We start from the raw sequence: 20587 nt of genomic DNA on the forward strand, positions 1-20587 counted from the left end.
CGCAAGTCGCGAGGGTGGGCCCGCGCCGGTTGGCGGGTAACCTTGTCTGTGCCCGCCGCCGGGGCACGTGCTCAGAGCTTGGAGGATATCACCCCGGTTGCGAACCCGCCCATCCGCAGCTCGCCGAACAGGCGTTGGTATTCCATCTTGGGGCAGAGGTTCTGGATCACCGTGACGCCGTGCGCCTCGGCCCTGGCGGCGGCTTCCTCATGTTCGACGCCGATCTGCATCCAGATCGTACCCAGATCGGGAAACGCCTGCAGTGCCTCGTCGACGATCGGCGGCACTGCCTCGGAGCGGCGAAAGATGTCGACCATGTCCACCGGCCGGTCGATGTCGCGCAGGCTGCCCATGATGGTCGCCCCGAACAGGGTCTTGCCCGCATGTCCCGGATTGACCGGGATCACCGTATATCCCTTGAGTGAGAGATAGCGCGCGACGTAATAACTCGGGCGCACCGGGTTCATCGACACGCCGACCACGGCAATCACGCGGGTGCGTTTCAGAACGTCTTTCAACAGGCTATCGGAATAGGGACTCATGCGGTGTCTATAGCCGCTTTGCGCGCAACAAAAAAGCGCCCAAGGCAGGGCCCTGGGCGCAAAGTGTGGAACGAGGGACAGTCAATGATGCGCGATTGTTCCATTCGCGATCCCTATTGATATAGGGGTGCGGGCGGCGTTTTGAACCACCCTCGCATATCTGTGAAGCGGGCGCTATTCGTCGCGCAGCACCGCCGGCCAATGGGAATCGGCCTCGGTAATAAAGCCGGACATGTCCTCGACCCACTTGCTCCAGATGGCCTCGCTGTGGATCAGGTAGAGCTTGCCGTCGCGGATCTGGTACAGCATCGGATCGGTATCCAGAACCAGGCCCTGCGACACGCCAAAGGCGCAATAGCCGCCATATTGCGGCGCATAGGCGCGCGGGTTGGCCTCGAACTGTTCGCGGTTCTTGCTGGATATGAATTGCCAGACGGCCCCCTTCCAGATCACCGCATGGCTCGGATCGCCGGGCAGGGGAGTGTCCGAGGTGAAATAGGTCACCACGTCATAGCCGGCAACCGCCTTGCCGTGATCGGCGCTGAAAACCGGCGCATCCGCATGGGCAACGGACATCACCGCGCTCAGGCAGAAGCAGAGAACGGCAAGCCAACCCGGATGCGGGCGCGAAAAGAGAGTCGTCTGTGTCATGCCCGTACAATGGCGACGGATCGCGCCCGAGAAAAGACGGGATACGCAGTTGTGAAAACAGCCTGTCCAAGCTGTGATGATTATTTCACCCGGTCAGTCGAAGATGTCCTCGATCGCGTCAAAGGCTTCGTCAAACAGTTTCGACAGAACGCCCTTGCGCTTTTTGCGCGATTTCGGCTTGCGGGGCTTTGTCGGCTTGGCGGGTTTGCGCGGCGTCAGGTCCCGGTCTTTGCCGCGATCCCTGCGCAGCATCTTGAGGTCATGAAGCGGCGCGCCACAGGCTGAGCAGGCCAGTTCGTGCCGCACATCACCCGCCAGAACCAGCGCCGCACGTGTCCCGCAGTAACAACAGGTTGCGATCTTGGTCGGGTGGGGCATCCGGCTGGTATCTCTCTCTGATCCGGATCGACATATTCACCCATCGGTCCGGTTTCAACGCGATTCAGCCGCGCGAGGCATAGAGTGCAAGGGCCGCGGCGTTGGAAACATTCAGCGAACCGAAGCCGCCAGCCGAGCGAATCCGCACCAGCGCATCCACCGTGTCCTTGGTCTTGGCCCGCAGACCCGGACCCTCGGCCCCCAATACCAGCGCGACCGCGTGATCGGTGCGCCCCGCAAGCGCCTCTTCGATGGTCTGGTCCGCCTCGCCATCAAGGCCAAGCACGAGATACCCCATGCGCTGCAACTCGACGATCGTGTCGGCCAGGTTGCGCACCCGCAGATAGGGTTGACGTTCAAGCGCGCCGCTGGCGGTTTTTGCCAGCGCCCCGGTCTCGGGGGCGGAATGGTGACGCGTGCCGATGACCGCCGACGCGCCCAGCACTTCGGCGCTGCGCAGGATCGCCCCGACGTTATGCGGGTCGGTTACCCGGTCGAGCAATACAACACGCGGGGCCTCGGCACCGATGCAGACTTCGCTCAGGCTGCCCCATGACAGGGGTTTCACCTCGAGCGCCGCCCCCTGGTGAACCGAACCGGCATCAAGCGGCGCGGGAAACCGCCGGGGATCGGCAATCTCCGGCTCCATGCCGGATTCGGCGATGGCCTCGGCCAGCTTGGCCTGGGCGTTCTGGGTCACGATCAGGCGCAGCCGCGTACGGCGCGGGTTCATCAGGGCGTCCCGTACCGCGTGCAAACCAAAGAGCCAGACGGTCTCGTCCCCGCGTGCTTTCTGGGCCTGTTCCTTTTCAATCACCCATTTGGGCTTTTTCATCGTTCCGACCTTTTTGACATGAACCGTGACACAGGACGAAAATCGGTGGATTTTCCTGTTGACGCCCCTTTGGACCGCTAGTAATCACGCCTCCACGTCAGGCGCAATGCACGTCTGACAGTGGGCGACAGGCCGCAAGGTGTGGCAGGGGACTGTAACTCCCTCGCGGAGACGCACGCCTGGTTCGATTCCAGGGTCGCCCACCATTTTCCCATGAAATGGTGACAATGACGAGAGCGGCCCGATCGTCGGGATCGCCTGCTGCCGCGCCTCTTGCGAGCGCTGCGCCACGGGGGTAAACGCCACGTGACAGAGTACGAGAGGTCCCATGTCGATTGATCAGAACACCGCCGCCCGGGTGGCCAAGCTGGCCCGGATCAAGGTCGAGGACGAGGCGCTGCCTGCGTTGGCCGCCGAATTCAACACCATCCTGGGCTTTATCGAGCAGTTGAACGAGGTTGATGTCGAGGGTGTCGAACCCATGACCTCGGTGACGCCACAGCGGCTCAAGCGGCGGGCGGATGTGGTGACCGACGGGGATCAGCAGGACAAGGTGCTGGCAAATGCGCCCGATGCGCGCGAGGGCTTTTTTGCAGTGCCGAAGGTGGTTGAATAATGAGCGATCTGAACAAGCTGGGCCTGGCCGAGGCGCGCGATGCGCTGCGTGCGGGCGAAACGACGTCGATGGAGCTGACCGAGGCGTGTCTGGGGGCAATCGACGCGGCGGGTGCTCTCAATGCCTTTGTGCACAAGACACCGGAGCTTGCGCGGGAGCGCGCGGCGGCGGCCGATGCGCGGATCAAGGCGGGCGATGCACCCGCGATGTGCGGCCTGCCGGTTGGTATCAAGGACCTGTTCTGCACCCGGGGCGTTCCGTCCCAGGCGGGCAGCCGCATATTGCAAGGCTTCCTGCCGGAATACGAATCCACGGTCAGCCAGAAGCTCGCGGATGCGGGCGCGGTAATGCTGGGCAAGCTGAACATGGACGAATTCGCCATGGGCAGTTCCAACGAAACCAGCACCTATGGCAACGCGGTCAGCCCATGGCGGCGCGGCAATGACGATACGGCGCTGACGCCGGGTGGGTCTTCGGGGGGCTCTGCCGCCGCGGTTGCCGCCGATCTGTGCCTTGCCGCGACGGGCACCGATACCGGCGGTTCGATCCGCCAGCCCGCCGCGTTCACCGGAACCGTGGGCATCAAGCCGACCTATGGGCGGTGTTCTCGCTGGGGCATCGTGGCCTTTGCAAGCTCTCTGGACCAGGCCGGGCCGATGACGAAATCGGTGCGGGACGCGGCGATCATGCTCGGGGCGATGGCCGGGCATGACCCCAAGGACAGCACCAGCGCCGATCTGGCGGTGCCGGATTTCGAGGCAATGCTGACCGGTGACATCAAGGGCAAGAAAATCGGGATCCCCCGCGAGTACCGCATGGACGGAATGCCGGCCGAGATCGAAACACTCTGGAGTGACGGGGCGGACATGCTGCGCGATGCGGGGGCCGAGATCGTCGATATCAGCCTGCCGCACACCAAATACGCCCTGCCGGCCTATTACGTGATTGCCCCGGCCGAAGCGTCCAGCAACCTGGCGCGCTATGACGGTGTGCGCTATGGCCACCGCGCCAAGCTGGCGCAGGGCGATGGTATCACCGAGATGTACGAAAAGACCCGCGCCGAAGGGTTTGGTCCCGAGGTGCAGCGCCGGGTCATGGTCGGAACCTATGTTCTGAGCGCCGGGTTCTATGATGCCTATTACAACCGTGCCCGCAGGGTGCGGACCCTCATCAAGAAGGATTTCGAAGATGTGTTTGCAGCTGGCATCGACGCGATCCTGACCCCCGCGACCCCGTCCTCGGCCTTTGGGCTGGGCGAGATGGCCGAGGCGGATCCGGTGCAGATGTACCTGAACGATGTCTTTACCGTGACCGTCAACCTCGCCGGATTGCCGGGCATTTCGGTGCCGGCGGGGCTTGACAAAAAGGGTCTGCCACTGGGGCTGCAACTGATCGGGCGGCCGTGGGAAGAGGGCGATCTGCTCAATACCGCCTATGCGCTGGAATCGGCCGCCGGATTTGTGGCCAAGCCCGCGAAATGGTGGTAGGCACCGTCGTCAGTTAGGTAACAACGGCAGGATGGCAGAAATGCAGTCGGTGGCCCGTGTGCCCCTGTTTCTGGGGTTTTCGCTTGGTTTGATCTCGGCCTGTGCGCCGCAGATTCCCGATAGCGGCGCGTCTTATGCAGCGCGCGAAGCAGAACTATCGGGTGGCGTGGCCAGCGCCGAACGGCTCGCCGCGCCCGCGCCGGTGGCCAGCGCTCCGCTGACCGCCGCGGGGACGGCTGCACCCTTGCCCGCCGCTACGGCACCGGCGGATACGCCGGAGGCAATCGCCGCAGAGACCGCCGCGGTACTGGCGACGGGGGCGGCGGATGGCTTGCCCTCTGCGCCGGCCCCGGTTGTGACCAGCAGCGGGTTGTCGGTCGAGAACGATTTCTCGGCCGTCTCTGAAAATCGTTCGATCCAGAGCGACGCGGCGCTGATCGCGGAAAACCGGGCGCGCTACGAGGTGATCGAACCGACGGCGCTGCCGTCGCGCAACGGCGGGTCGCAGCCCAATATCGTGGCTTATGCCCTGAGCAGCAGCCACCCCAAAGGCACGCGGATTTACAACCGGGTCGGTCTCAACCTGCAAGCCCGCTCCGAGCGCAAATGCGCGGGCTATGCCTCTCCGGACCTCGCGCAGATCGATTTCCTTGCCCGGGGCGGCCCGGAACGGGATCGTATCGGGGTGGACCCTGATGGCGATGGTTATGCCTGTAGCTGGGATCCGGCACCGTTTCGCAAGGCCCAGCAAGGGTGAGCCGGGCCGCGTCAGCGACGTGGCTTCCGTCTCCCAATTTCGGGCCGCGCCGGGGCGGGCAAACTCCGGAGCTTGTCGTGATCCACTATACCGCGATGACCAGCGCCGGCGCGGCGCTGACGCGGCTATGTGATCCCGTGGCCGAGGTGTCGGCGCATTACCTGATCGCGGGCGATGGCACGTGCTGGCAGCTGGTCGAAGAAGACCAGCGGGCCTGGCACGCGGGCGCGGGATGCTGGCAGGGGAAGGGGGATGTGAATTCCCGTTCCATCGGCATCGAGCTGGACAATACCGGGCGGCACCCGTTTTCCGAACCACAGATGGCGGCGCTGGACACCTTGCTGCGCGGGATTTTGACGCGCTGGTCGATACCCGCGTCCGGGGTGATCGGGCATTCCGACATGGCGCCGACCCGCAAACACGATCCGGGCCCGCGATTCGATTGGCGGCGTCTGGCCCGCCAGGGGCTTGCAATCTGGCCCGATGGTGCGGGCCTGCCTGGCGATTTTGATGCCGATGCCGCCAGGTTCGGCTATCCGCAGGCAAATCAGGCCGATGTTCTGGCCGCCTTTCGCGCGCGGTTCCGGCCATGGGGCCACGGTCCGCTTGGCGACGCTGACCGCATCGCCATCGCCGACCTGGCGTGGCGCTTTGGCGTTGACCGGGCGCACAGCAGCGCATAGAGCGCAGGGGCGCGGAGAGCCGGGTGGCCGCTGGCGCCCATGGGCGCGAGAGGAAAGTCCGGACTCCACAAGGCAACGGTGCCGGGTAACGCCCGGGCGGGGCAACCCGACGGATAGCGCCACAGAAACAAACCGCCCCGGTGCAGTCCGGGGTAAGGATGAAACGGTGGGGTAAGAGCCCACCGCGCCGCTGGCAACAGGGGCGGCAAGGCAAGCCCCACCGGGAGCAATGCCAAATAGGACCCCCGCGCGGGCTGGTCCCGGAAACGGGATACCGCCGCTAGGCGCGCGTTGGCCGAGAGGGGTCGGGTTGGCAGCTTGAGGTCCCCAGCAATGCGGACCCTAGAGGAATGGTCATCCACTGGCGGGGCAACCTGCCGGGGACAGAATCCGGCTTACAGGCTCTCCGCGCAATACCGCCCTGTCGGGATCAATGCACCGGGCGCTTGGTGTGATCGTCGGCGATGGCCGGGGCGGCAGGCCCCGCGCCGGCCGGGCGTTCGGCGGCCAATTGGGTGGCGGCGATGGCCGTGCCGCAGAGGATAACCACGAGGGCAAAGGGGGGGATGCGCATAGAAAGCTCCACTGGTACAAGAAACATGGTCTGCAAAAACACCTGTGGATTAGCGTTTCGCACGCGCCTTGTAAAGATTCCGCGGCCCCCGGCCGGGTTTTGGCAAAACACCTGTTGACTCGGGCCGCATCGCGGGTAAAAGCGCACGCTCAGATAGATTTTTCAAAGGGCCCGCCACAGGTCGGCCTTTTGTTGCAGGAGAGATACCATGGCGAAGCCGACCACAATCAAAATCCGCCTGAACTCGACCGCAGGCACGGGCCACTTCTATGTCACCAAGAAGAACGCCCGCACCATGACCGAGAAAATGGTCGTTCGCAAATACGATCCGGTTGCCCGCAAGCATGTCGAGTACAAGGAAGGCAAGATCAAGTAAGCCTTTCGCAACCGCGAAACCGAGATGGGCTGCGCCTGGGCGTGGCCCTTTTTCGTGTGGGCTGATGCGCGCTGGCTACTCAGGGTGGGGCTGCGGCTTGCGAAGTGAGCCAGGTGATCACTGTTTCCATGGCCGGGTTGCGCCGGGCGCTGCGTTCCACGAGCAGGTAGAAATCACTGTTTCCGGGCATGACCTGCGGCGTGACCTGCACGAGGTTTCCCGCCTTGATGTCACGTGCCACAAGGAAATCGCTGACCAGCGCGATGCCCTGGCCCGCAAGCGCGGCGTCCACCGCGAGAGTCGTCTGGCTCAGCCGCAGGCCATGGCCGTTCCGTTCGGTGGTGCCCAGCAGGCGCAGGAACGCCGGCCACAGGTCATGGGCATCGTGCAGCTTCGGCAGTTCCGCGATCTGCTCGGGTGCGAGCGGCAGCTGGTGATCCCGCAGGAAAGAGGGCGCAGCCACCGCGATGTTCTCATGTGCAAACAGCCGGATCGCGTCCAGCGCCGCGCCAAAGGGTGGCCGGCCCTGGCGAATGGCAAGGTCAATACCGTCGCTGTGAAAGCTGGACAGCTTTTCGGTTGCGAGGATTTGCAGGTCGATATTCGGGTGGCTGGCGGAAAAGCCGGGCAGGTTGGGGATCAGCCACTTGGCCGCGAAGGTCGGGGTGACGCTGACCCGCACGTCGCCCGGCTCGGGCGCGAGATTCCCGGTGGCGCGGCGCATGTCGTCAAAGGCCGTTGATATCTGTGTGTGATAGCTGCGTCCGGACGGGGTGAGGGCCAGCCCCTTGGGCAGCCGCTCGAACAATGGCAGGCCAAGATGGGCTTCCAGCTGGCGTACCTGTTGCGCCACCGCGCCCTGGGTGACTCCAAGCTCTTCCGCCGCCGCGCGAAAGGTCAGCCGACGACCGGCCACTTCGAAGGCACGCAAGCCGTTGAGCGGGGGCAGGCGGGTCATTTGCCGATAGAAATTCTATAGTCAGACAGCATTGCTTCTCATGCGAAACTCCGGGGGTTTGGTGGCATGGTGCATTGGAACAATGCATGGAGAACACGCCAATGTCAGTAGAAAAAGTAGCACTGATCACCGCCGGTGGCAGCGGCATGGGGGCCGATGCGGCACGGCGTCTTGCGGCGGACGGCTTTCGGGTTGGCATCCTGTCATCCTCGGGCAAGGGCGAGGCATTGGGTGCCGAGCTTGGTGGTTTTGGTGTTACCGGGTCGAACCTTGATCACGAGGCCCTGGCGGCGCTTGTCGAGGGCGCAAAGTCGCGGTGGGGCCGGGTGGATGTGCTGGTCAATTCCGCGGGCCACGGCCCCAAGGGGCCGGTGCTGGACATGTCGGACGAGGATTGGCACATGGGGATGGAAGTCTACCTGATGAACGTGATCCGCCCCACGCGGCTTGTGACGCCGCTGATGCAGGCGCAGGGCGGCGGGGTGATTCTCAACATTTCGACCTTTGCGGCGTTTGAACCGGACCCGCTGTTTCCCACCTCGGGCGTGTTCCGCGCGGGCCTTGCCGCCTTTGCCAAGCTCTTTGCCGACAAATACGCGGCGGACAACCTGCGCATGAACAATATCCTGCCGGGTTTCATCGACAGCCTGCTGGAAACCGAGGATCGCAAGGCGCGCATTCCGATGGGGCGGTATGGCAGCACAGACGAGGTATCGTCGATGATTTCGCTGCTGGCATCCGAGGGCGGCGGCTATATCACCGGCCAGAATATCCGGATCGACGGCGGGCTGACGCGCTCGGTCTAGGTGTCAGCGCACCGCTTCGATCGGACCTTCGGCACGGCCGTGGATGAATTGTTCGAGATAAGGGTCGCCACTGCTGTCCATCTGGTTCACCGGGCCGGTCCACTGGATCACGCCGTCATGCAGCATGGCCACGTTGTCGGCGATGGCGCGCACGCTGCTCATGTCATGGGTGATGGTCATGGCGGTGGCACCCATTTCCACGACGATCTCGCGGATCAGGTCGTTGATGACGCCGGACATGATCGGGTCGAGCCCGGTGGTGGGTTCGTCGAAAAAGATGATCTCGGGTTCGGCCGCAATCGCGCGGGCGAGCCCGACACGTTTCTGCATGCCGCCCGAAAGCTCGGCCGGGTAAAGATCGGCAACCTTGGATTTCAGCCCCACGCGGCGCAGCTTGTCGATGGCGATTTCGCGGGCCTCGTCCTGTGGCCGCTTGAGCGAGCCGCGCAGCAGGCGGAAGGCGACATTCTGCCAGACCGGCAGCGAGTCAAACAGCGCACCACCCTGGAACAACATGCCGAACCGGGCGAGAAAGGCATCGCGATCCCCGGCGGCGGCATCCTTGCCGTCAACGAGGATCTGCCCGGAATCCTGCTGGATCAGGCCAAGAATGCACTTCAGCGCCACCGACTTGCCGGTGCCCGAGCCACCGATGATGACCATCGATGTGCCCTTGGGGATGTGCAGGGTCATGCCGCGCAGCACTTCGTTCTCGCCAAAGGCCTTTTTGACTTCGTCCATTCGGATCATATCGAAAAGAACACTCCTGTGAGGACAAAGTTGGCGGCGAGGATCAGGATGGCGGCGGCTTCGACACTGTCCTTGGTGGCGCTGCCGACACCCTGGGCACCGCGTCCCGATTGCATGCCGAAATAGCAGCCCATCAGGGACGCGATCACGCCAAAGGCCGCCCCCTTGACCAGCGACGAGATCACGTCGCGCGCCTCGAGAAAATCGACCGTGTTTTGCAGATAGGCGGCGGAGTTGAAGCCGAGATTCTTGACCGCAACCACATAGCCGCCGCCGATGCCGATGATATCGCCTACCGCAACAAGCAGCGGCACGGTGATCAATGCCGCGAGGACCCGCGGGGCCACGAGGTATTTCATCGGGTTGGTCGACAGGGTGACAAGCGCGTCGATCTGCTCGGTCACTTTCATGGTGGCGATCTCGGCGGCAATGGACGAGGTGACGCGCGCCGCGATCATCAGCCCGACCAGCACCGGCCCCAGTTCACGTACCATGCCGATGGCAACGATCTGGGGCACCACCGCCTCGGCGTTGAAGCGGGCACCGCCGGAATAGATTTGCAGGGCCAGCGCGCCACCGGTGAAAATCGCCGTGAGCCCGACCACCGGCAGCGACATCCAGCCGATCGCCAGCAGCGCATTCAGGAGTTCGCGCGGATAGAAAGGCGGGCGGAAGATGTGGGAAAAGGCGCGTGCCGCAAAGATCGACATGCGCCCCACGAGGGCAAGCGCGTTGAGCACGGCGCGGCCCAGCCGTTCCAGGAGGGTGAGCGGGTTCACGCGAGATACTCCCGTGCATAGCGCCCGCCCAGAGCGGTCAGGATTTCATATCCAATGGTGCCCGCCGCATCGCCCAAAGTGTCGATGGGCTGGTGGCGGCAGAGAATGTCCAGCCGACCAGGGTCTTCGGGCAGGTCGGTGACGTCGGCGGTGATCAGGTCCATCGAGACCCGCCCGACGACGGGGCAGGCGGTATCGCCCGCATAAAGATCGAGCGGGCCGGATGCGAGGGCGCGGTGCAGCCCGTCGGCATAGCCCGCCGCCACGGTGGCGATGCGCGAAGGGCGCGGGGCGGTCCAGGTGTTGCCGTAACCAACGGTTTCACCTTGGGCGACGTCGCGGATCTGGATCACCGGCAGGGAAAGCGAGACAACCGGTTGCGCCTCGGCAAAGGGCAGGCCACCATAGAGGCCGATGCCCGGGCGGGTCAGGTCGAAATGATAGTCCTTGCCCAGCAGCAGGCCGCCGGTCGCCGACAGCGAGCGGGGCACGTTGTTATTGGCGGTGACTTCGATAAAGCTGCGCAATTGCTGGCGGTTCATCGGGTGATCGGGGTCGTCCGCGCAGGCAAGATGCGACATCAGCAGGACCGGTTTCTGTGCGAGCGCGATGTCGCGCAGCGCCGCCCATTCCCCGGGCTCCATGCCAAGCCGGTTCATGCCCGTGTCGAGCTGAACGCCGAAACGCCGGCTGGGCAGGTTCTCCATGTGGCGCAGCATCTGGTCGACCGAGTTCAGCATCGGGATCAGGTCGTGGTCGCGGATCAGGTCGGTGTCGCCTTCCATATGGCCAGACAGCACCGAGATGCCCGGTCCGGGGCCGAGCGCCTTGCGCACCACGGCGCCTTCTTCGGCGACGGCGACAAAGAACTGCCGCGCCCCGGCCTGGGCCAGCGCGCGGGAAACCCGGGCCGCGTCAAGCCCATAGCCATTGGCCTTGACCACGGCGGCGGTTTCGCAACCGGTGCGCGCATCAAGGGCGCGCCAGTTCTCGGCGAGGGCGGTGAGATCGATTGTCAGCTTTGCGGTGCTCATGAGGGGGTAATGCCACGGGGGGGCGGCGCGTCAAGAGGGAATGCGCCTGACCGGATTGCCGGGATCGGCGAATTGGCGCGCAGAGGGCCCCGCGGGCTGGTGCGCCGCCTGCGTGGGCGAGGGGCGCTGCCCCTCGCGCTCCCCGGAGTATTTCGCAAAGATGAAGGGGGGGCGGGGATCAGAAGCCCTGTTCACCGCCGCCCTGCTGCCAGGATTTGGCGAGGTTGCCAAAGCGGGTGAACTGGGATTCGAAACTGAGCTCGACGGTGCCGATGGGGCCGTGGCGCTGTTTGCCGATGATGACTTCGGCCTTGCCATGCAGGCGCTCCATGTCGGCGATCCATTGTTCCGTCGCCGCGAGGTCGTCTTCTCCGGGCTTTTCGCGTTCCTTGTAATACTCGCCGCGATACACGAACATCACCACGTCGGCATCCTGTTCGATCGAGCCGGATTCCCGCAGGTCGGAGAGTTGCGGGCGTTTGTCTTCGCGGCTTTCGACCTGGCGCGACAGCTGGGACAGGGCAATCACCGGGATGTTGAGTTCCTTGGCGATCGCCTTGAGGCCCATCGAGATTTCGCCGATTTCCTGAACGCGGTTGTCGGAGGTGCCGCGCACCAGTTGCAGATAGTCGACGATGAGCAGGTCAAGCCCGTGGGTACGTTTCAGGCGGCGCGCCCGGGCGGCCAGTTGGGCGATCGGGATCGCGGCGGTGTCATCGATGAAGAGCGGGCAGGCTTCGAGCGCCTTGGCGGCATCCACGAAGCGGCGGAACTCGGTTTCATCCATGTCGCCCTGGCGGATCTTGTGGCTGGAGATCTCGGAGGCTTCGGCGAGGATCCGCCCCGCGAGCTGTTCGGCGCTCATTTCCAGCGAGAAGAAGCCGACCACGCCGCCATCGACCGCGCCTTCGGTGCCGTCGGGCAGCTTGCCGCGTTTATACGCCTTGGCGACGTTGAAGGCGATGTTGGTGGCGAGCGAGGTCTTGCCCATCGAGGGGCGGCCGGCAAGGATCAGGAGGTCGGATTTGTGCAGGCCGCCGAGCATCTTGTCCATGTCGACAAGATCGGTCGAGATGCCGGCGAGGCCGCCCTCGCGCATGTAGGCGGCGTTGGCGACATTGACCGCGTCGGTCACCGCGCGCAGGAAGCTCTGGAAGCCGCTTTCGGTCTGGCCCTGTTCGCTGAGCTTGTAGAGCTGCTGTTCGGCCTCGACGATCTGTTCGCGCGGTTCGCTGGCGACATCGACGCGGCTGGCCTTGTCGCTGATGTCGCGTCCGAGGCCGATGAGCTGCCGCCGGATAGCCAGGTCATAGATCATCTGGGCATAGTCGCGCACCGCAAAGGCGCTGATCGCGGCGCCGGCGAGGCGCACGAGATAGGCCGGTCCGCCGAGCTCCTTGAGCCCTTCGTCATCTTCCATGAACGCCTTGAGCGTCACCGGCGAGGCCAGCGCGTTCTTGGCGATACGGGCGGCGGCGATTTCGTAGATGCGGGCATGGACCGGATCGTAGAAATGCTGTGATCCGATGATGCTGGCCACGCGGTCATAGACATCGTTATTGGTGAGGATCGCGCCCAGAAGCTGCTGTTCGGCCTCGACCGAATGCGGCATGGTATCCGGGTTGTCGGTCTCGGGGCTGGCCCCGTCAAAGCTGGTTATTTCGTTCATGTCGCCCCCATTTCGCCTCGCCTGACCGCGTTTGCCGCGGGCTTGTTGTCATTGGATGTTGCGTGTCTTGCCGCCGGTGCCGGGTGATAGCCCAGCTCCGGCGGTCCCCGCAAATTGTATGTTTCTGTGGATAGCCTGTGCATATCCGTGACACCCTGCATCTTGGATGAAGAGGGGGGATCGGGTCAATATCTGGTATGTGTCACAATCCGCTGCCCTGGGCGTCACGTGACGGAAGCGGCGGGTGGCTGGTCTTCGCTCATCCGGGGGTGCGCGCGTCCTACCAGGCACGGGGGTTGGTCAGGAAGGCTTCGACCTCGGCCAGGGTGCTGGCGTCAAACGCCCCGGAGGCCTTGGCCTCGGCGAGAACGTCCCACCAGGTGCAGAGGTGATGCAGGGTGATCCCGTGCGCCGCCAGATTTTTCTCGGTATCGGGGAAAATGCCGTAGTAGAAGATCACCGCCGTATGGGCACAGCTGGCACCAGTGTCGCGAATCGCGTCCACAAAGGAGAGCTTGGAGCCGCCATCGGTGGTGAGATCCTCGACCAGCAGCACCCGATCGCCTTCGTTCATCACGCCTTCGATGCGGGCGTTGCGGCCGTAGCCCTTGGGTTTCTTGCGCACGTAGGTCATCGGCAGCCCGAGCCGTTCGGCGACCAGGGCGGCGAAGGGGATGCCCGCGGTTTCACCGCCGGCGATGTTGTCGAACGCCTCGAGCCCGACGTTGCGCATGACCGTCAGGGCCATGAAATCCATCAACGTGCTGCGGATGCGCGGGTAGGAGATCAGCTTGCGGCAGTCGATATAGGTCGGGCTGGGCAGGCCGGAGGCGAGAGTGAAGGGGTCGCCGGAATTGAGGTGCACCGCGCCGATTTCGAGCAGCATGCGGGCGGAGAGGCGGGAGATTTCCTTGGCGTCTGGATAGCTCGTGGGGATCATGATCGGGCCTTTGCGCAAGTGGTGAGGCCGGGAGCCTCCGGCGGGAGTATTGGGGACAAAGATGAATGGGCGGTCAGGTGACGCGCCAGAAGACGGGAAAGCCCGGGTCGAAAACCGTCACCGGGCCGTCGGCGCTGTTGATCCTGGTCGGGAAATCGGTGGCGGTCTCGGAGCGGGCGAGGGTGAGCGTGTCGTCATTGACCGGCAGGCGGTAGAAGGCGGGGCCGTTCCGCGAGGCAAAGGCGGCGAGGTGATCGAGCGCGTTTTCCTGCTCGAAGACATGGGCGAGGAGCGGCATGGTGTTGGTGGCGGTGAAGCATCCGGCGCAGCCGCAGGCGCTTTCCTTGTTGGGATCGGTATGGGGGGCGCTGTCGGTGCCGAGAAAGAACCGGGCGTCGCCGGACGTGGCGGCGGCGCGCAGGGCGAGGCGGTGTTCCTCGCGCTTGGCGACGGGCAGGCAGTAGTAATGCGGCTTGATCCCGCCCACCAGGATGTGGTTGCGGTTGATGATCAGGTGATGGGTGGTGATGGTTGCGCCCAGGTCCCGGGCATTGGACTTAACGTAGTCCACGCCATTGGCGGTGGTGATATGCTCCATGACCACGCGAAGGCCCGGGGTGGCGCGGCGGATCGGATCGAGGACGCGGTCGATGAACACGGCCTCGCGGTCGAAGATGTCGATGTCGGGGTCGGTGACTTCGCCGTGGACACATAAGGGCAGCCCGATCTCGGCCATGCGTTCCAGAACGGCGCGGACGCGGTCGAAATCGGACACGCCGCTGGCCGAGTTGGTGGTGGCACCTGCCGGGTAGAGTTTGACCGCGTGGACCAGCCCGCTTGCCGCTGCGGCGGCGACGTCTTCGGGTTCGGTGTCCTCGGTGAGGTAGAGTGTCATCAGCGGGTCGAAATCAAGCCCTGGTGGCAGCGCGGCCATGATGCGGTCGCGATAGGCGCGGGCCTGGGCACCGGTCACAACCGGGGGGACCAGGTTGGGCATGATGATGGCGCGGGCAAAGTCGCGGGCGGATTCGGGCAGCACCGCCTCCAGCATCGCGCCGTCGCGCAGGTGCAGGTGCCAGTCATCGGGGCGCGGGATCGTCAATGTCTTGCTCATGGGGTTCCGCTAGCACAGCCGGTGGGCGTGGACCAGAGGGGCGAGACGAAATGCGCCGTTTCAATGGGCCGCGCCTCGGGTCAGAGTGCGGGCAGGCAGGTTGGGCACGAGGTTTGGCATGGTACGTCGACTCACTTTCAAACACAGCTATCCGGTCGACGCGGACCGGTTGTTCGCGATGGCGATCGATCTTGACGTGCTCGAGGCGGTGAGCCGTCCGTGGCTGCGGTTCGATCATTTGCCGTCGGGGCCGGCGCAGGTGGGCCAGCATATCGATGTGGCGCTGTCGCCCCTGGGGGTGTTGCCGGCGCAGCCCTATACGATGCATGTGGTGACCTGTGATCGCGCTGCGCGGCTGTTGCGCAGTGAAGAGCACGGCATGGGCATCACCCGGCTTGTGCATGAGTTGCAGGTGGAACCGGCGGGCACCGGCGCGTTGCAGGTTGACCGGGTCGAGATCGACGCTGGGTGGCGCTCGGGTCTTGTCGCGCTCTGGGTCAGAACACTGTATCGCCGCCGGCACCGGGCGATGCGGCAGTTGCTCGTACCGGCCTGACGTTCAACCCTGGCCCTTGACCGCAAATTGCCGCAAGGCGCTGGCAGCGGCGATGTCGACCGGTTGCGATGGCGGGGTCATCAGCAGGCGGGCAAACAGCGCGCGGTAGGGTTCCTGTTCCATCAGCTTGCGAAACCTTGCGTGACGCCAGGCGACGGCGGCGTCATGCAGCGGGCCAAGCCGGGGATCGGCCAGCAACTCGGCGCGCAGCGGGGCGCTGAGCGGGCGGGTCTGTGCGATGCTGTCATCGGTGTCGGTGTTGAAATTCCGGTCGACCCAGTAATCCATGCCAAGCAGGTGGTCGCTGTGAACTGCACGACCGCGATCGGCCTTGAGCACATAGCTTTGCATCGCGCCCAAGGGGTAGTGGTTGAGCTGGACCAGCCGATAGTTGGAGCGGCCGTAATTGGAGAACAGCCGCCGGGTCTTGAACTGCTGGTCAAGCGCGCGGCCTTCTCCGTCGAACCAGCGGGCCTCGGCCAGTCGCGTGGGGTCTGGGTCGCGCGGGCGGTGCACCCCGAGTTTGCGATAGGTGCCGTCGTTGCGATAAAGGGTCTTGAACATCGCCGACCGCCAGGGCCAGTGCATTGCGACCGGGGCGCAGCGGGTAAAGGTTTGGGTGATCGGCGTGTCGGCATAGTCGCGGATGCCCGCATTGCCGAACAGCCGCCATGTCAGCGTGATCGCCGTCGCCGCGGGCAGCGCCGCCAGCAACGCCGCCAGCGTGTGATCGCCCGCGTGGATATTGACGAATTCGTCGATGTCCAGCGGCAGGATCCAGTCGGCGTTGTGCACGATGTCGAGCCGCTCGGCCTGCTTGAGGGCGGTGAACTGGATGCCGCGCTTGTCAAAGGGGCCGTCATTGCGGTGATGGCTGAGCCAGCCCATCTGCGCCAGCCGGTCAAGCATCACGTCGGTGCCATCGCGGCAGTCATTGGAAAAGACCAGGAAATCGGTGAACCCGATGGCACGGTGATGGGCGAGCCATTCCAGCAGGAAGGCCCCTTCGTTGCGGACGGTGAGAACGGCAAGAACCTTCACCGGTCGGGGCGTCCCTGCATCTCAGCTCTCCATGTCCAGCGCCAGCGCATAGGCCACGCGTTCGGTTTCGGTCAGCCGGATGGCGAGCGCCTGTTCATAAAGGTCGCGGAACTCTGGCGTGTCGCGCAGCTCTCGGGCCTTGGCAAGGTGCCATGCGCGCCCCTTGTCGTGCCATTTGCGCAACCCGGAATCCTGCATCAGCCGGTCGTATTCGGCGCGCAGCCGGGGCATGTTGCGCTTGATCGTGATGTCGCGAAAGTCGGACCAATCCATGCGGATCCAGTAGTTGATCCCGATCGAGCGATCCACATGCAGGGCGCGGCCGCGTTGTCGCTTGATCAGGAAGCTCTCGGCGCTGCGCAGGGCGTAATGGTTCAGCTGCAACAGGTCATAGCCGATCGAGCGGCGCGAATTGCGCCAGCCGTTATTGGCGACCTCGGCGGTCATGTCCTGCCCCGATCCGTTCACCCAGCGGACCTTGTGGCGCAGCGCGTCGTCAAGCTTGTTCGGGCGGTGGCAACTGATCTTGCCATAGGCGCCGATATTCTTGAACATCGTCTTGAAACCCCAAGCCGTATGCGGTTTCGGGCAATAGGTCGGGGCGCACCGCTCGAACTGGTCGATGACAAATGCATCCGCCAGCCGGGTCACGCCGCCATGCCCGAACAGCCGCCAGGTCATTGCCACGTTGGTTGCATCCGGCACCGCGGCCAGAAAATCGTCCAGCGTCCCGTTGCCGGTGCGGACATTGATGAACTCGTCCACGTCGATATGGATCAGCCATTCGGCATCGCGGATCAGCGGCTCCTTGCGGGACATGTTCAGCGCGTGTTGCTGCGGAGACTTGCCGCGCCAATTGTCGTTGTTGCGATGCTGGACGATACCCATCTGCTGCAACCGGTCCAGGATCCGGTCGGTGCCGTCGCTGCAGTCATTGGTGTAGATCAGGAAGTTATCGACGCCGATGGCCCGGTGATAGGCGATCCATTCAACGATATACGGAGCCTCGTTCTTCATGCAGCCCACAATGACGCGACCGGACGATCCCGATGGCAACAGACGCGGTGGCGCGGGGCTATAGGCGGCGGCCAGGTCCTCTTCGTTGACCGCGCCCAGCCGGTTATGCGGCGCATAGGGCGATTTGTGCAGCTTGTCGAAATTCTGTACGGCCAAAGGCGGCATCACCGCGCGCGCCTGCGGGCTGAGCGGGGGCGGGGCGGCGGAGGGCGTGGCCGGCTTGCGGGTTGGCTTTCCGGCGGGTTTGCGGGCCGCGGCGGTGGCCTTGTTGATCCGGTACATGAACGCCAGCAGGTATTGCGTGGCGCGGAACCCGTTGCCGGGATCGGGCTCGTGCCAGCTGTCCCGCGCGGGGTCGGGGCGCAGATCGCCCTCCGCCAGCGCGGGATGCGCCGCGACCAGCGCGGCATTGTCCGCGGCGAAACGGTCTGACACCGCATGCAGCGCACCCGGGTCAATCGGTTCTCCGGCGATCTCAAGTTCCGCAAGCAGCGCGTGCCAAAGTTCGGGCGGGATCACCTTTTGGCCGCTTTCGGTGAGGCGGTGAAACAGCATGTTCATCCGGCGCGCCCGCGCCAGCCAACGGGCCGAGGGAAGGGGTGCAAAGTTGGCCGCCGGAACCCGGCCCAGATCGGGCGCGAGGTCAAACAGGCTGCGGATGACATCCGGCGCAGCCTCGGTTTCCAGCGCCCCGCGATGGTGCGGATGCAGCGTGACATTCGCCGCGCCAAACGCGCTCCCCCAGAGATCGGCAAGCGCCGCATAGTCGAGCCAGGCGGATTGCGTTGCGGATTGCGGCTCTGTCTCGGCATGACCAGACGTCAGGACCGCCAGGTCTTGCCCAAGCGCTGCCCGCCGCCCGGCGAGAATTTGCGCGCCATAATGACGGACCAGCGCCCGGGCCTGTTCCTCGATCTGCGCGACGATGCGGATGTCGTCCGAAAACGAGGCCAGCGCGGCCCCGATCCGGTCAAGCTCTTCCCGCCGGGTGATGTGCTGACCGAGTCGGGCATCCGACAGGATCAGCGTATCGGGCCGGTGCTGCGCCAGGTGCTGCGCGATGTGTCCGTGTATCCCGTCCTGACCCTCATCAGGGCCTGGCCCATCCCGGACCGACCGCAACAGCGCGCCGCTGATTTCGGGGGAATACAGTACTCCCTGGGCGATCATCACTTCGCGCCGCGCGCGCATCACCTGTTGCACCCGCCCGGTCACTGACGGGTCCAGCCCGATATGCAGCCGGATCCGCATCACAGCGCCCCCGAATGTTGCCGGATCGGATTGGCATTCAACCGCCCCCACCAGGGCAGGTCGCGACCGATGAAATCCGAAATCCGCGCACGGGCGGTCGGGTCGGCAATATCGAACGCGAGATAGCAGGGATCATCGGCAAAGAACCGGTCGAGCGCGGCATAGTGGCCCTCGACCCATTGCATGCGCTGCTTGGTGGTCTCGCCATATCCCTGCGGCAGGCCGGGGATCGCGCTGTCGGGCAGGCGGGCCAGGCCAAGATCGGACCAGGCCAGCATGGATTGCGACAATTCGAACGCATCGCGCCGCGAGGCCAGGAACCGCACCCCGGGATGCTGTGCCCGGATCGCCAGCAGCAACGCAAAATCCATCTGCGGCCACAGCGATTTCGCGCCGCGCAGGATGCTCATCTCGGACAGGGCCGTGATGCCGGGCAGATAGGCCGCCGGATCGCCGGTTTCAAACAGGCCGCGATACAGCAGGTCGGCCACCGGCGTGCCCTTTTGTGCCGGATCATTCGTGTTGCGTCCGCGCAGGCGGTGATCGGCCACCGCGTAACCCGCCAGCCGCAAGGCCTTGGCCAGCGTCGTGGTGCCGGATTTCGGCAAGCCGAGATTGACGACTTCCAGCGTCATGTCGCCAGTCCCAGGGTGGCAATCAATGCCTCTTCCTGCGGCGGCAGCGGGCCGGCCTTGCGCAGCTGCGTCCGCATGTCGCGATAGGCGGGATCGCGCAAAAGGGCATCCCGGCGCGCCCTGTGCCGCGCCACACAATCCCGATGCAGGGCGTCGATCTCGGGGTCGCCGCGCAACTGCGCCATCGCCGCCTTCAGCGCCGGCAGGTGGCGCAGGATGCTGCGATCCTCATGCGCGGCATCATTGCGTTCGCGCCAATAGGTGTCGTCAAAGGCACGGTTCTCGCGGTTCACATCGCCACGGTCATTCTTGACTAGATAGCTGTCCAGAGAGCGCAGCGCATAGTGGTTCAGCGTCGCGAAATCCCGCGCGCCCCGGGCGGGAAACCGGCGAATGCGGCGCGGGTTGGCGGCCACGAGAAACCGGTGCGGCACCTCCCTCCCGGAGCCATCGGTCCAGCGTGGCCGCTTGTCCGCCGCCAGGTTGCCGCGAAAAAATGGCCGGTGCGCACCGTAATATTGCAAGGGAAAATCATTTCGAACCAAGGTCTTGACCTCGATTGCAAACTCGCCACACCAGAGATCGGGGTTATGTGACCGCGCGAACTGGGAAATCACCGGCTGGTCTGCAAACCGCTCAACCCCGCCATTGGCAAAGAACTGGAACGTCACCGAAATCGCCGCCGGATCGCCACAGGCGGCGATCAGCGCGGGGATCGTGTGATCGCCCACATGGATGTTCAGGAACTCGTCCACATCGGCGATCCAGACCCAGTCGGCCCCGGCCACGATCTCGTGGCGGCGCGCATCCCTGAGCGCCTCCATCTGGTAATTGCGCCCCTGCGCCGGGTTGGGCAGGTGGCGCAGGACCCCCCGCCGATCCAGCGCATCCAGCAAGGCATCGGTGCCGTCGCTGCAATCATTGGAATAGATCAGGAAATCGTTCACCCCGATCAGCCGGTGATAGGCGATCCACTCGAGCAGGAACGGCCCCTCGTTCTTGACGCAGGTGACGGCGGTGATCCGCGTTTCCGATTGCTCTGCACCAGGTGCCATTGCGTCTGCCTGCTCCGTGGGCGATGGTTCCATGCCAATACCGCGTTCTTGTGGCTCAAGTCATGCCATCGGCTCGATTTGGG

The 20587-nt window shown here is 64.6% G+C and carries 23 protein-coding genes, 1 tRNA gene and 1 other RNA gene; 9 read left to right on the forward strand and 16 right to left on the reverse strand.

The window, feature by feature from the left end; translation table 11 throughout:
- Positions 1–71: 71 nt before the first annotated feature.
- The 4 genes from ACP15R_RS09225 to rlmB form a co-directional block, all read right to left on the reverse strand.
- Positions 72–542 carry a CoA-binding protein gene (locus ACP15R_RS09225; protein ID WP_424986113.1) on the reverse strand — a complete coding sequence of 157 codons (471 nt, stop codon included), beginning with the start codon at positions 540–542 and terminating at the stop codon, positions 72–74.
- A gap of 174 nt (positions 543–716) precedes the next feature.
- Positions 717–1193, reverse strand: coding sequence for a YHS domain-containing (seleno)protein (locus ACP15R_RS09230; protein WP_424986114.1), 477 nt, complete (start codon positions 1191–1193; stop codon positions 717–719).
- Positions 1194–1286: 93 nt separating this feature from the next.
- Positions 1287–1571 (reverse strand): hypothetical protein, encoded by a 285-nt coding sequence (locus ACP15R_RS09235; protein WP_424986115.1) that lies wholly within the window; start codon positions 1569–1571, stop codon positions 1287–1289.
- 64 nt (positions 1572–1635) lie between these two features.
- Complete coding sequence (gene rlmB / locus ACP15R_RS09240; RefSeq protein ID WP_424986116.1) at positions 1636–2406, reverse strand: 23S rRNA (guanosine(2251)-2'-O)-methyltransferase RlmB; 771 nt, start codon at positions 2404–2406, stop codon at positions 1636–1638.
- A gap of 122 nt (positions 2407–2528) precedes the next feature.
- On the opposite strand from rlmB, the gene ACP15R_RS09245 reads away from it, so the two are divergent.
- From ACP15R_RS09245 to rnpB, 6 genes are all read left to right on the forward strand, one after another.
- Positions 2529–2612: transfer RNA gene (locus ACP15R_RS09245), tRNA-Tyr, on the forward strand.
- Positions 2613–2734: 122 nt separating this feature from the next.
- Positions 2735–3022 carry an Asp-tRNA(Asn)/Glu-tRNA(Gln) amidotransferase subunit GatC gene (gene gatC, locus ACP15R_RS09250; protein ID WP_369953104.1) on the forward strand — a complete coding sequence of 96 codons (288 nt, stop codon included), beginning with the start codon at positions 2735–2737 and terminating at the stop codon, positions 3020–3022.
- Between the two features lie 8 nt (positions 3023–3030).
- On the forward strand, positions 3031–4509 hold the full coding sequence (gatA, locus tag ACP15R_RS09255) for an Asp-tRNA(Asn)/Glu-tRNA(Gln) amidotransferase subunit GatA (protein WP_424986376.1): 1479 nt from the start codon (positions 3031–3033) through the stop codon (positions 4507–4509).
- 40 nt (positions 4510–4549) lie between these two features.
- A complete protein-coding gene (locus ACP15R_RS09260) occupies positions 4550–5266 on the forward strand; it encodes a hypothetical protein (RefSeq protein ID WP_424986117.1) in 717 nt (238 codons plus the stop codon).
- The gene (locus ACP15R_RS09265; protein WP_424986118.1) at positions 5263–5949 is read left to right on the forward strand and encodes an N-acetylmuramoyl-L-alanine amidase; all 687 of its coding nucleotides are present in this window, start codon (positions 5263–5265) and stop codon (positions 5947–5949) included. The genes ACP15R_RS09260 and ACP15R_RS09265 overlap by 4 nt, the downstream gene beginning before the upstream one ends.
- An 11-nt stretch (positions 5950–5960) precedes the next feature.
- Positions 5961–6363, forward strand: an RNA gene (rnpB, locus tag ACP15R_RS09270) — RNase P RNA component class A.
- Positions 6364–6379: 16 nt separating this feature from the next.
- Here rnpB and ACP15R_RS09275 read toward each other — a convergent pair.
- The gene (locus ACP15R_RS09275) at positions 6380–6523 is read right to left on the reverse strand and encodes a hypothetical protein (RefSeq protein ID WP_424986119.1); all 144 of its coding nucleotides are present in this window, start codon (positions 6521–6523) and stop codon (positions 6380–6382) included.
- Positions 6524–6731: 208 nt separating this feature from the next.
- Between ACP15R_RS09275 and rpmG the strand changes: the two genes are divergently transcribed.
- Positions 6732–6899: a 50S ribosomal protein L33 gene (rpmG, locus tag ACP15R_RS09280; protein WP_039682682.1), complete on the forward strand. Its 168-nt coding sequence runs from the start codon at positions 6732–6734 to the stop codon at positions 6897–6899.
- A gap of 79 nt (positions 6900–6978) precedes the next feature.
- On the opposite strand, the gene ACP15R_RS09285 is transcribed toward rpmG, so the two are convergent.
- Positions 6979–7857: a LysR substrate-binding domain-containing protein gene (locus tag ACP15R_RS09285; protein ID WP_424986120.1), complete on the reverse strand. Its 879-nt coding sequence runs from the start codon at positions 7855–7857 to the stop codon at positions 6979–6981.
- A 101-nt stretch (positions 7858–7958) separates the two neighbouring features.
- Between ACP15R_RS09285 and ACP15R_RS09290 the strand changes: the two genes are divergently transcribed.
- Positions 7959–8663 (forward strand): SDR family oxidoreductase, encoded by a 705-nt coding sequence (locus tag ACP15R_RS09290; protein WP_424986121.1) that lies wholly within the window; start codon positions 7959–7961, stop codon positions 8661–8663.
- Positions 8664–8666: 3 nt separating this feature from the next.
- On the opposite strand, the gene ACP15R_RS09295 is transcribed toward ACP15R_RS09290, so the two are convergent.
- The 6 genes from ACP15R_RS09295 to pyrC form a co-directional block, all read right to left on the reverse strand.
- The gene (locus tag ACP15R_RS09295) at positions 8667–9404 is read right to left on the reverse strand and encodes an ABC transporter ATP-binding protein (RefSeq protein WP_424986122.1); all 738 of its coding nucleotides are present in this window, start codon (positions 9402–9404) and stop codon (positions 8667–8669) included.
- Between the two features lie 5 nt (positions 9405–9409).
- Positions 9410–10192: an MlaE family ABC transporter permease gene (locus ACP15R_RS09300; RefSeq protein WP_424986123.1), complete on the reverse strand. Its 783-nt coding sequence runs from the start codon at positions 10190–10192 to the stop codon at positions 9410–9412.
- A complete protein-coding gene (gene alr, locus ACP15R_RS09305) occupies positions 10189–11226 on the reverse strand; it encodes an alanine racemase (protein WP_424986124.1) in 1038 nt (345 codons plus the stop codon). The genes ACP15R_RS09300 and alr overlap by 4 nt, the downstream gene beginning before the upstream one ends.
- Before the next feature lie 178 nt (positions 11227–11404).
- Positions 11405–12895, reverse strand: coding sequence for a replicative DNA helicase (locus ACP15R_RS09310; RefSeq protein WP_424986125.1), 1491 nt, complete (start codon positions 12893–12895; stop codon positions 11405–11407).
- A gap of 280 nt (positions 12896–13175) precedes the next feature.
- On the reverse strand, positions 13176–13835 hold the full coding sequence (locus tag ACP15R_RS09315) for an orotate phosphoribosyltransferase (RefSeq protein ID WP_424986126.1): 660 nt from the start codon (positions 13833–13835) through the stop codon (positions 13176–13178).
- Between the two features lie 73 nt (positions 13836–13908).
- A complete protein-coding gene (gene pyrC / locus ACP15R_RS09320) occupies positions 13909–14949 on the reverse strand; it encodes a dihydroorotase (RefSeq protein WP_424986127.1) in 1041 nt (346 codons plus the stop codon).
- A gap of 118 nt (positions 14950–15067) precedes the next feature.
- Here pyrC and ACP15R_RS09325 point away from each other — a divergent pair, with 118 nt between their 5' ends.
- Positions 15068–15505, forward strand: a complete 438-nt coding sequence (locus ACP15R_RS09325) for an SRPBCC family protein (protein WP_424986128.1) — start codon at positions 15068–15070, stop codon at positions 15503–15505.
- A 3-nt stretch (positions 15506–15508) separates the two neighbouring features.
- Here ACP15R_RS09325 and ACP15R_RS09330 read toward each other — a convergent pair whose 3' ends face one another.
- Genes ACP15R_RS09330 through ACP15R_RS09345 form a run of 4 tightly spaced genes read right to left on the reverse strand, consistent with a single transcriptional unit; the run spans position 15509 to position 20504 of the window.
- The gene (locus ACP15R_RS09330; RefSeq protein WP_424986129.1) at positions 15509–16546 is read right to left on the reverse strand and encodes a glycosyltransferase family 2 protein; all 1038 of its coding nucleotides are present in this window, start codon (positions 16544–16546) and stop codon (positions 15509–15511) included.
- A 21-nt stretch (positions 16547–16567) separates the two neighbouring features.
- Positions 16568–18814, reverse strand: coding sequence for a glycosyltransferase family 2 protein (locus ACP15R_RS09335; RefSeq protein WP_424986130.1), 2247 nt, complete (start codon positions 18812–18814; stop codon positions 16568–16570).
- Complete coding sequence (locus tag ACP15R_RS09340; RefSeq protein WP_424986131.1) at positions 18814–19449, reverse strand: hypothetical protein; 636 nt, start codon at positions 19447–19449, stop codon at positions 18814–18816. Before ACP15R_RS09340 ends, ACP15R_RS09335 begins: the two co-directional genes overlap by 1 nt.
- Positions 19446–20504, reverse strand: a complete 1059-nt coding sequence (locus ACP15R_RS09345; protein ID WP_424986132.1) for a glycosyltransferase family 2 protein — start codon at positions 20502–20504, stop codon at positions 19446–19448. Before ACP15R_RS09345 ends, ACP15R_RS09340 begins: the two co-directional genes overlap by 4 nt.
- Positions 20505–20587: the final 83 nt, after the last annotated feature.

This window comes from Microbulbifer sp. S227A, assembly GCF_049800935.1.

What these genes read in the sequence shown, in the direction of transcription:
- ACP15R_RS09225 (WP_424986113.1), bottom strand. Translation starts at nt 542, where the DNA reads ATGAGTCCCTATTCCGATAGCCTGTTGAAAGACGTTCTGAAACGCACC.
- ACP15R_RS09230 (WP_424986114.1), bottom strand. Translation starts at nt 1,193, where the DNA reads ATGACACAGACGACTCTCTTTTCGCGCCCGCATCCGGGTTGGCTTGCC.
- ACP15R_RS09235 (WP_424986115.1), bottom strand. Translation starts at nt 1,571, where the DNA reads ATGCCCCACCCGACCAAGATCGCAACCTGTTGTTACTGCGGGACACGT.
- rlmB (WP_424986116.1), bottom strand. Translation starts at nt 2,406, where the DNA reads ATGAAAAAGCCCAAATGGGTGATTGAAAAGGAACAGGCCCAGAAAGCA.
- gatC (WP_369953104.1), top strand. Translation starts at nt 2,735, where the DNA reads ATGTCGATTGATCAGAACACCGCCGCCCGGGTGGCCAAGCTGGCCCGG.
- ACP15R_RS09260 (WP_424986117.1), top strand. Translation starts at nt 4,550, where the DNA reads ATGCAGTCGGTGGCCCGTGTGCCCCTGTTTCTGGGGTTTTCGCTTGGT.
- ACP15R_RS09275 (WP_424986119.1), bottom strand. Translation starts at nt 6,523, where the DNA reads ATGCGCATCCCCCCCTTTGCCCTCGTGGTTATCCTCTGCGGCACGGCC.
- rpmG (WP_039682682.1), top strand. Translation starts at nt 6,732, where the DNA reads ATGGCGAAGCCGACCACAATCAAAATCCGCCTGAACTCGACCGCAGGC.
- ACP15R_RS09285 (WP_424986120.1), bottom strand. Translation starts at nt 7,857, where the DNA reads ATGACCCGCCTGCCCCCGCTCAACGGCTTGCGTGCCTTCGAAGTGGCC.
- ACP15R_RS09290 (WP_424986121.1), top strand. Translation starts at nt 7,959, where the DNA reads ATGTCAGTAGAAAAAGTAGCACTGATCACCGCCGGTGGCAGCGGCATG.
- ACP15R_RS09295 (WP_424986122.1), bottom strand. Translation starts at nt 9,404, where the DNA reads ATGGACGAAGTCAAAAAGGCCTTTGGCGAGAACGAAGTGCTGCGCGGC.
- alr (WP_424986124.1), bottom strand. Translation starts at nt 11,226, where the DNA reads ATGAGCACCGCAAAGCTGACAATCGATCTCACCGCCCTCGCCGAGAAC.
- ACP15R_RS09310 (WP_424986125.1), bottom strand. Translation starts at nt 12,895, where the DNA reads ATGAACGAAATAACCAGCTTTGACGGGGCCAGCCCCGAGACCGACAAC.
- ACP15R_RS09315 (WP_424986126.1), bottom strand. Translation starts at nt 13,835, where the DNA reads ATGATCCCCACGAGCTATCCAGACGCCAAGGAAATCTCCCGCCTCTCC.
- pyrC (WP_424986127.1), bottom strand. Translation starts at nt 14,949, where the DNA reads ATGAGCAAGACATTGACGATCCCGCGCCCCGATGACTGGCACCTGCAC.
- ACP15R_RS09325 (WP_424986128.1), top strand. Translation starts at nt 15,068, where the DNA reads ATGGTACGTCGACTCACTTTCAAACACAGCTATCCGGTCGACGCGGAC.
- ACP15R_RS09335 (WP_424986130.1), bottom strand. Translation starts at nt 18,814, where the DNA reads ATGCGGATCCGGCTGCATATCGGGCTGGACCCGTCAGTGACCGGGCGG.
- ACP15R_RS09340 (WP_424986131.1), bottom strand. Translation starts at nt 19,449, where the DNA reads ATGACGCTGGAAGTCGTCAATCTCGGCTTGCCGAAATCCGGCACCACG.
- ACP15R_RS09345 (WP_424986132.1), bottom strand. Translation starts at nt 20,504, where the DNA reads ATGGCACCTGGTGCAGAGCAATCGGAAACGCGGATCACCGCCGTCACC.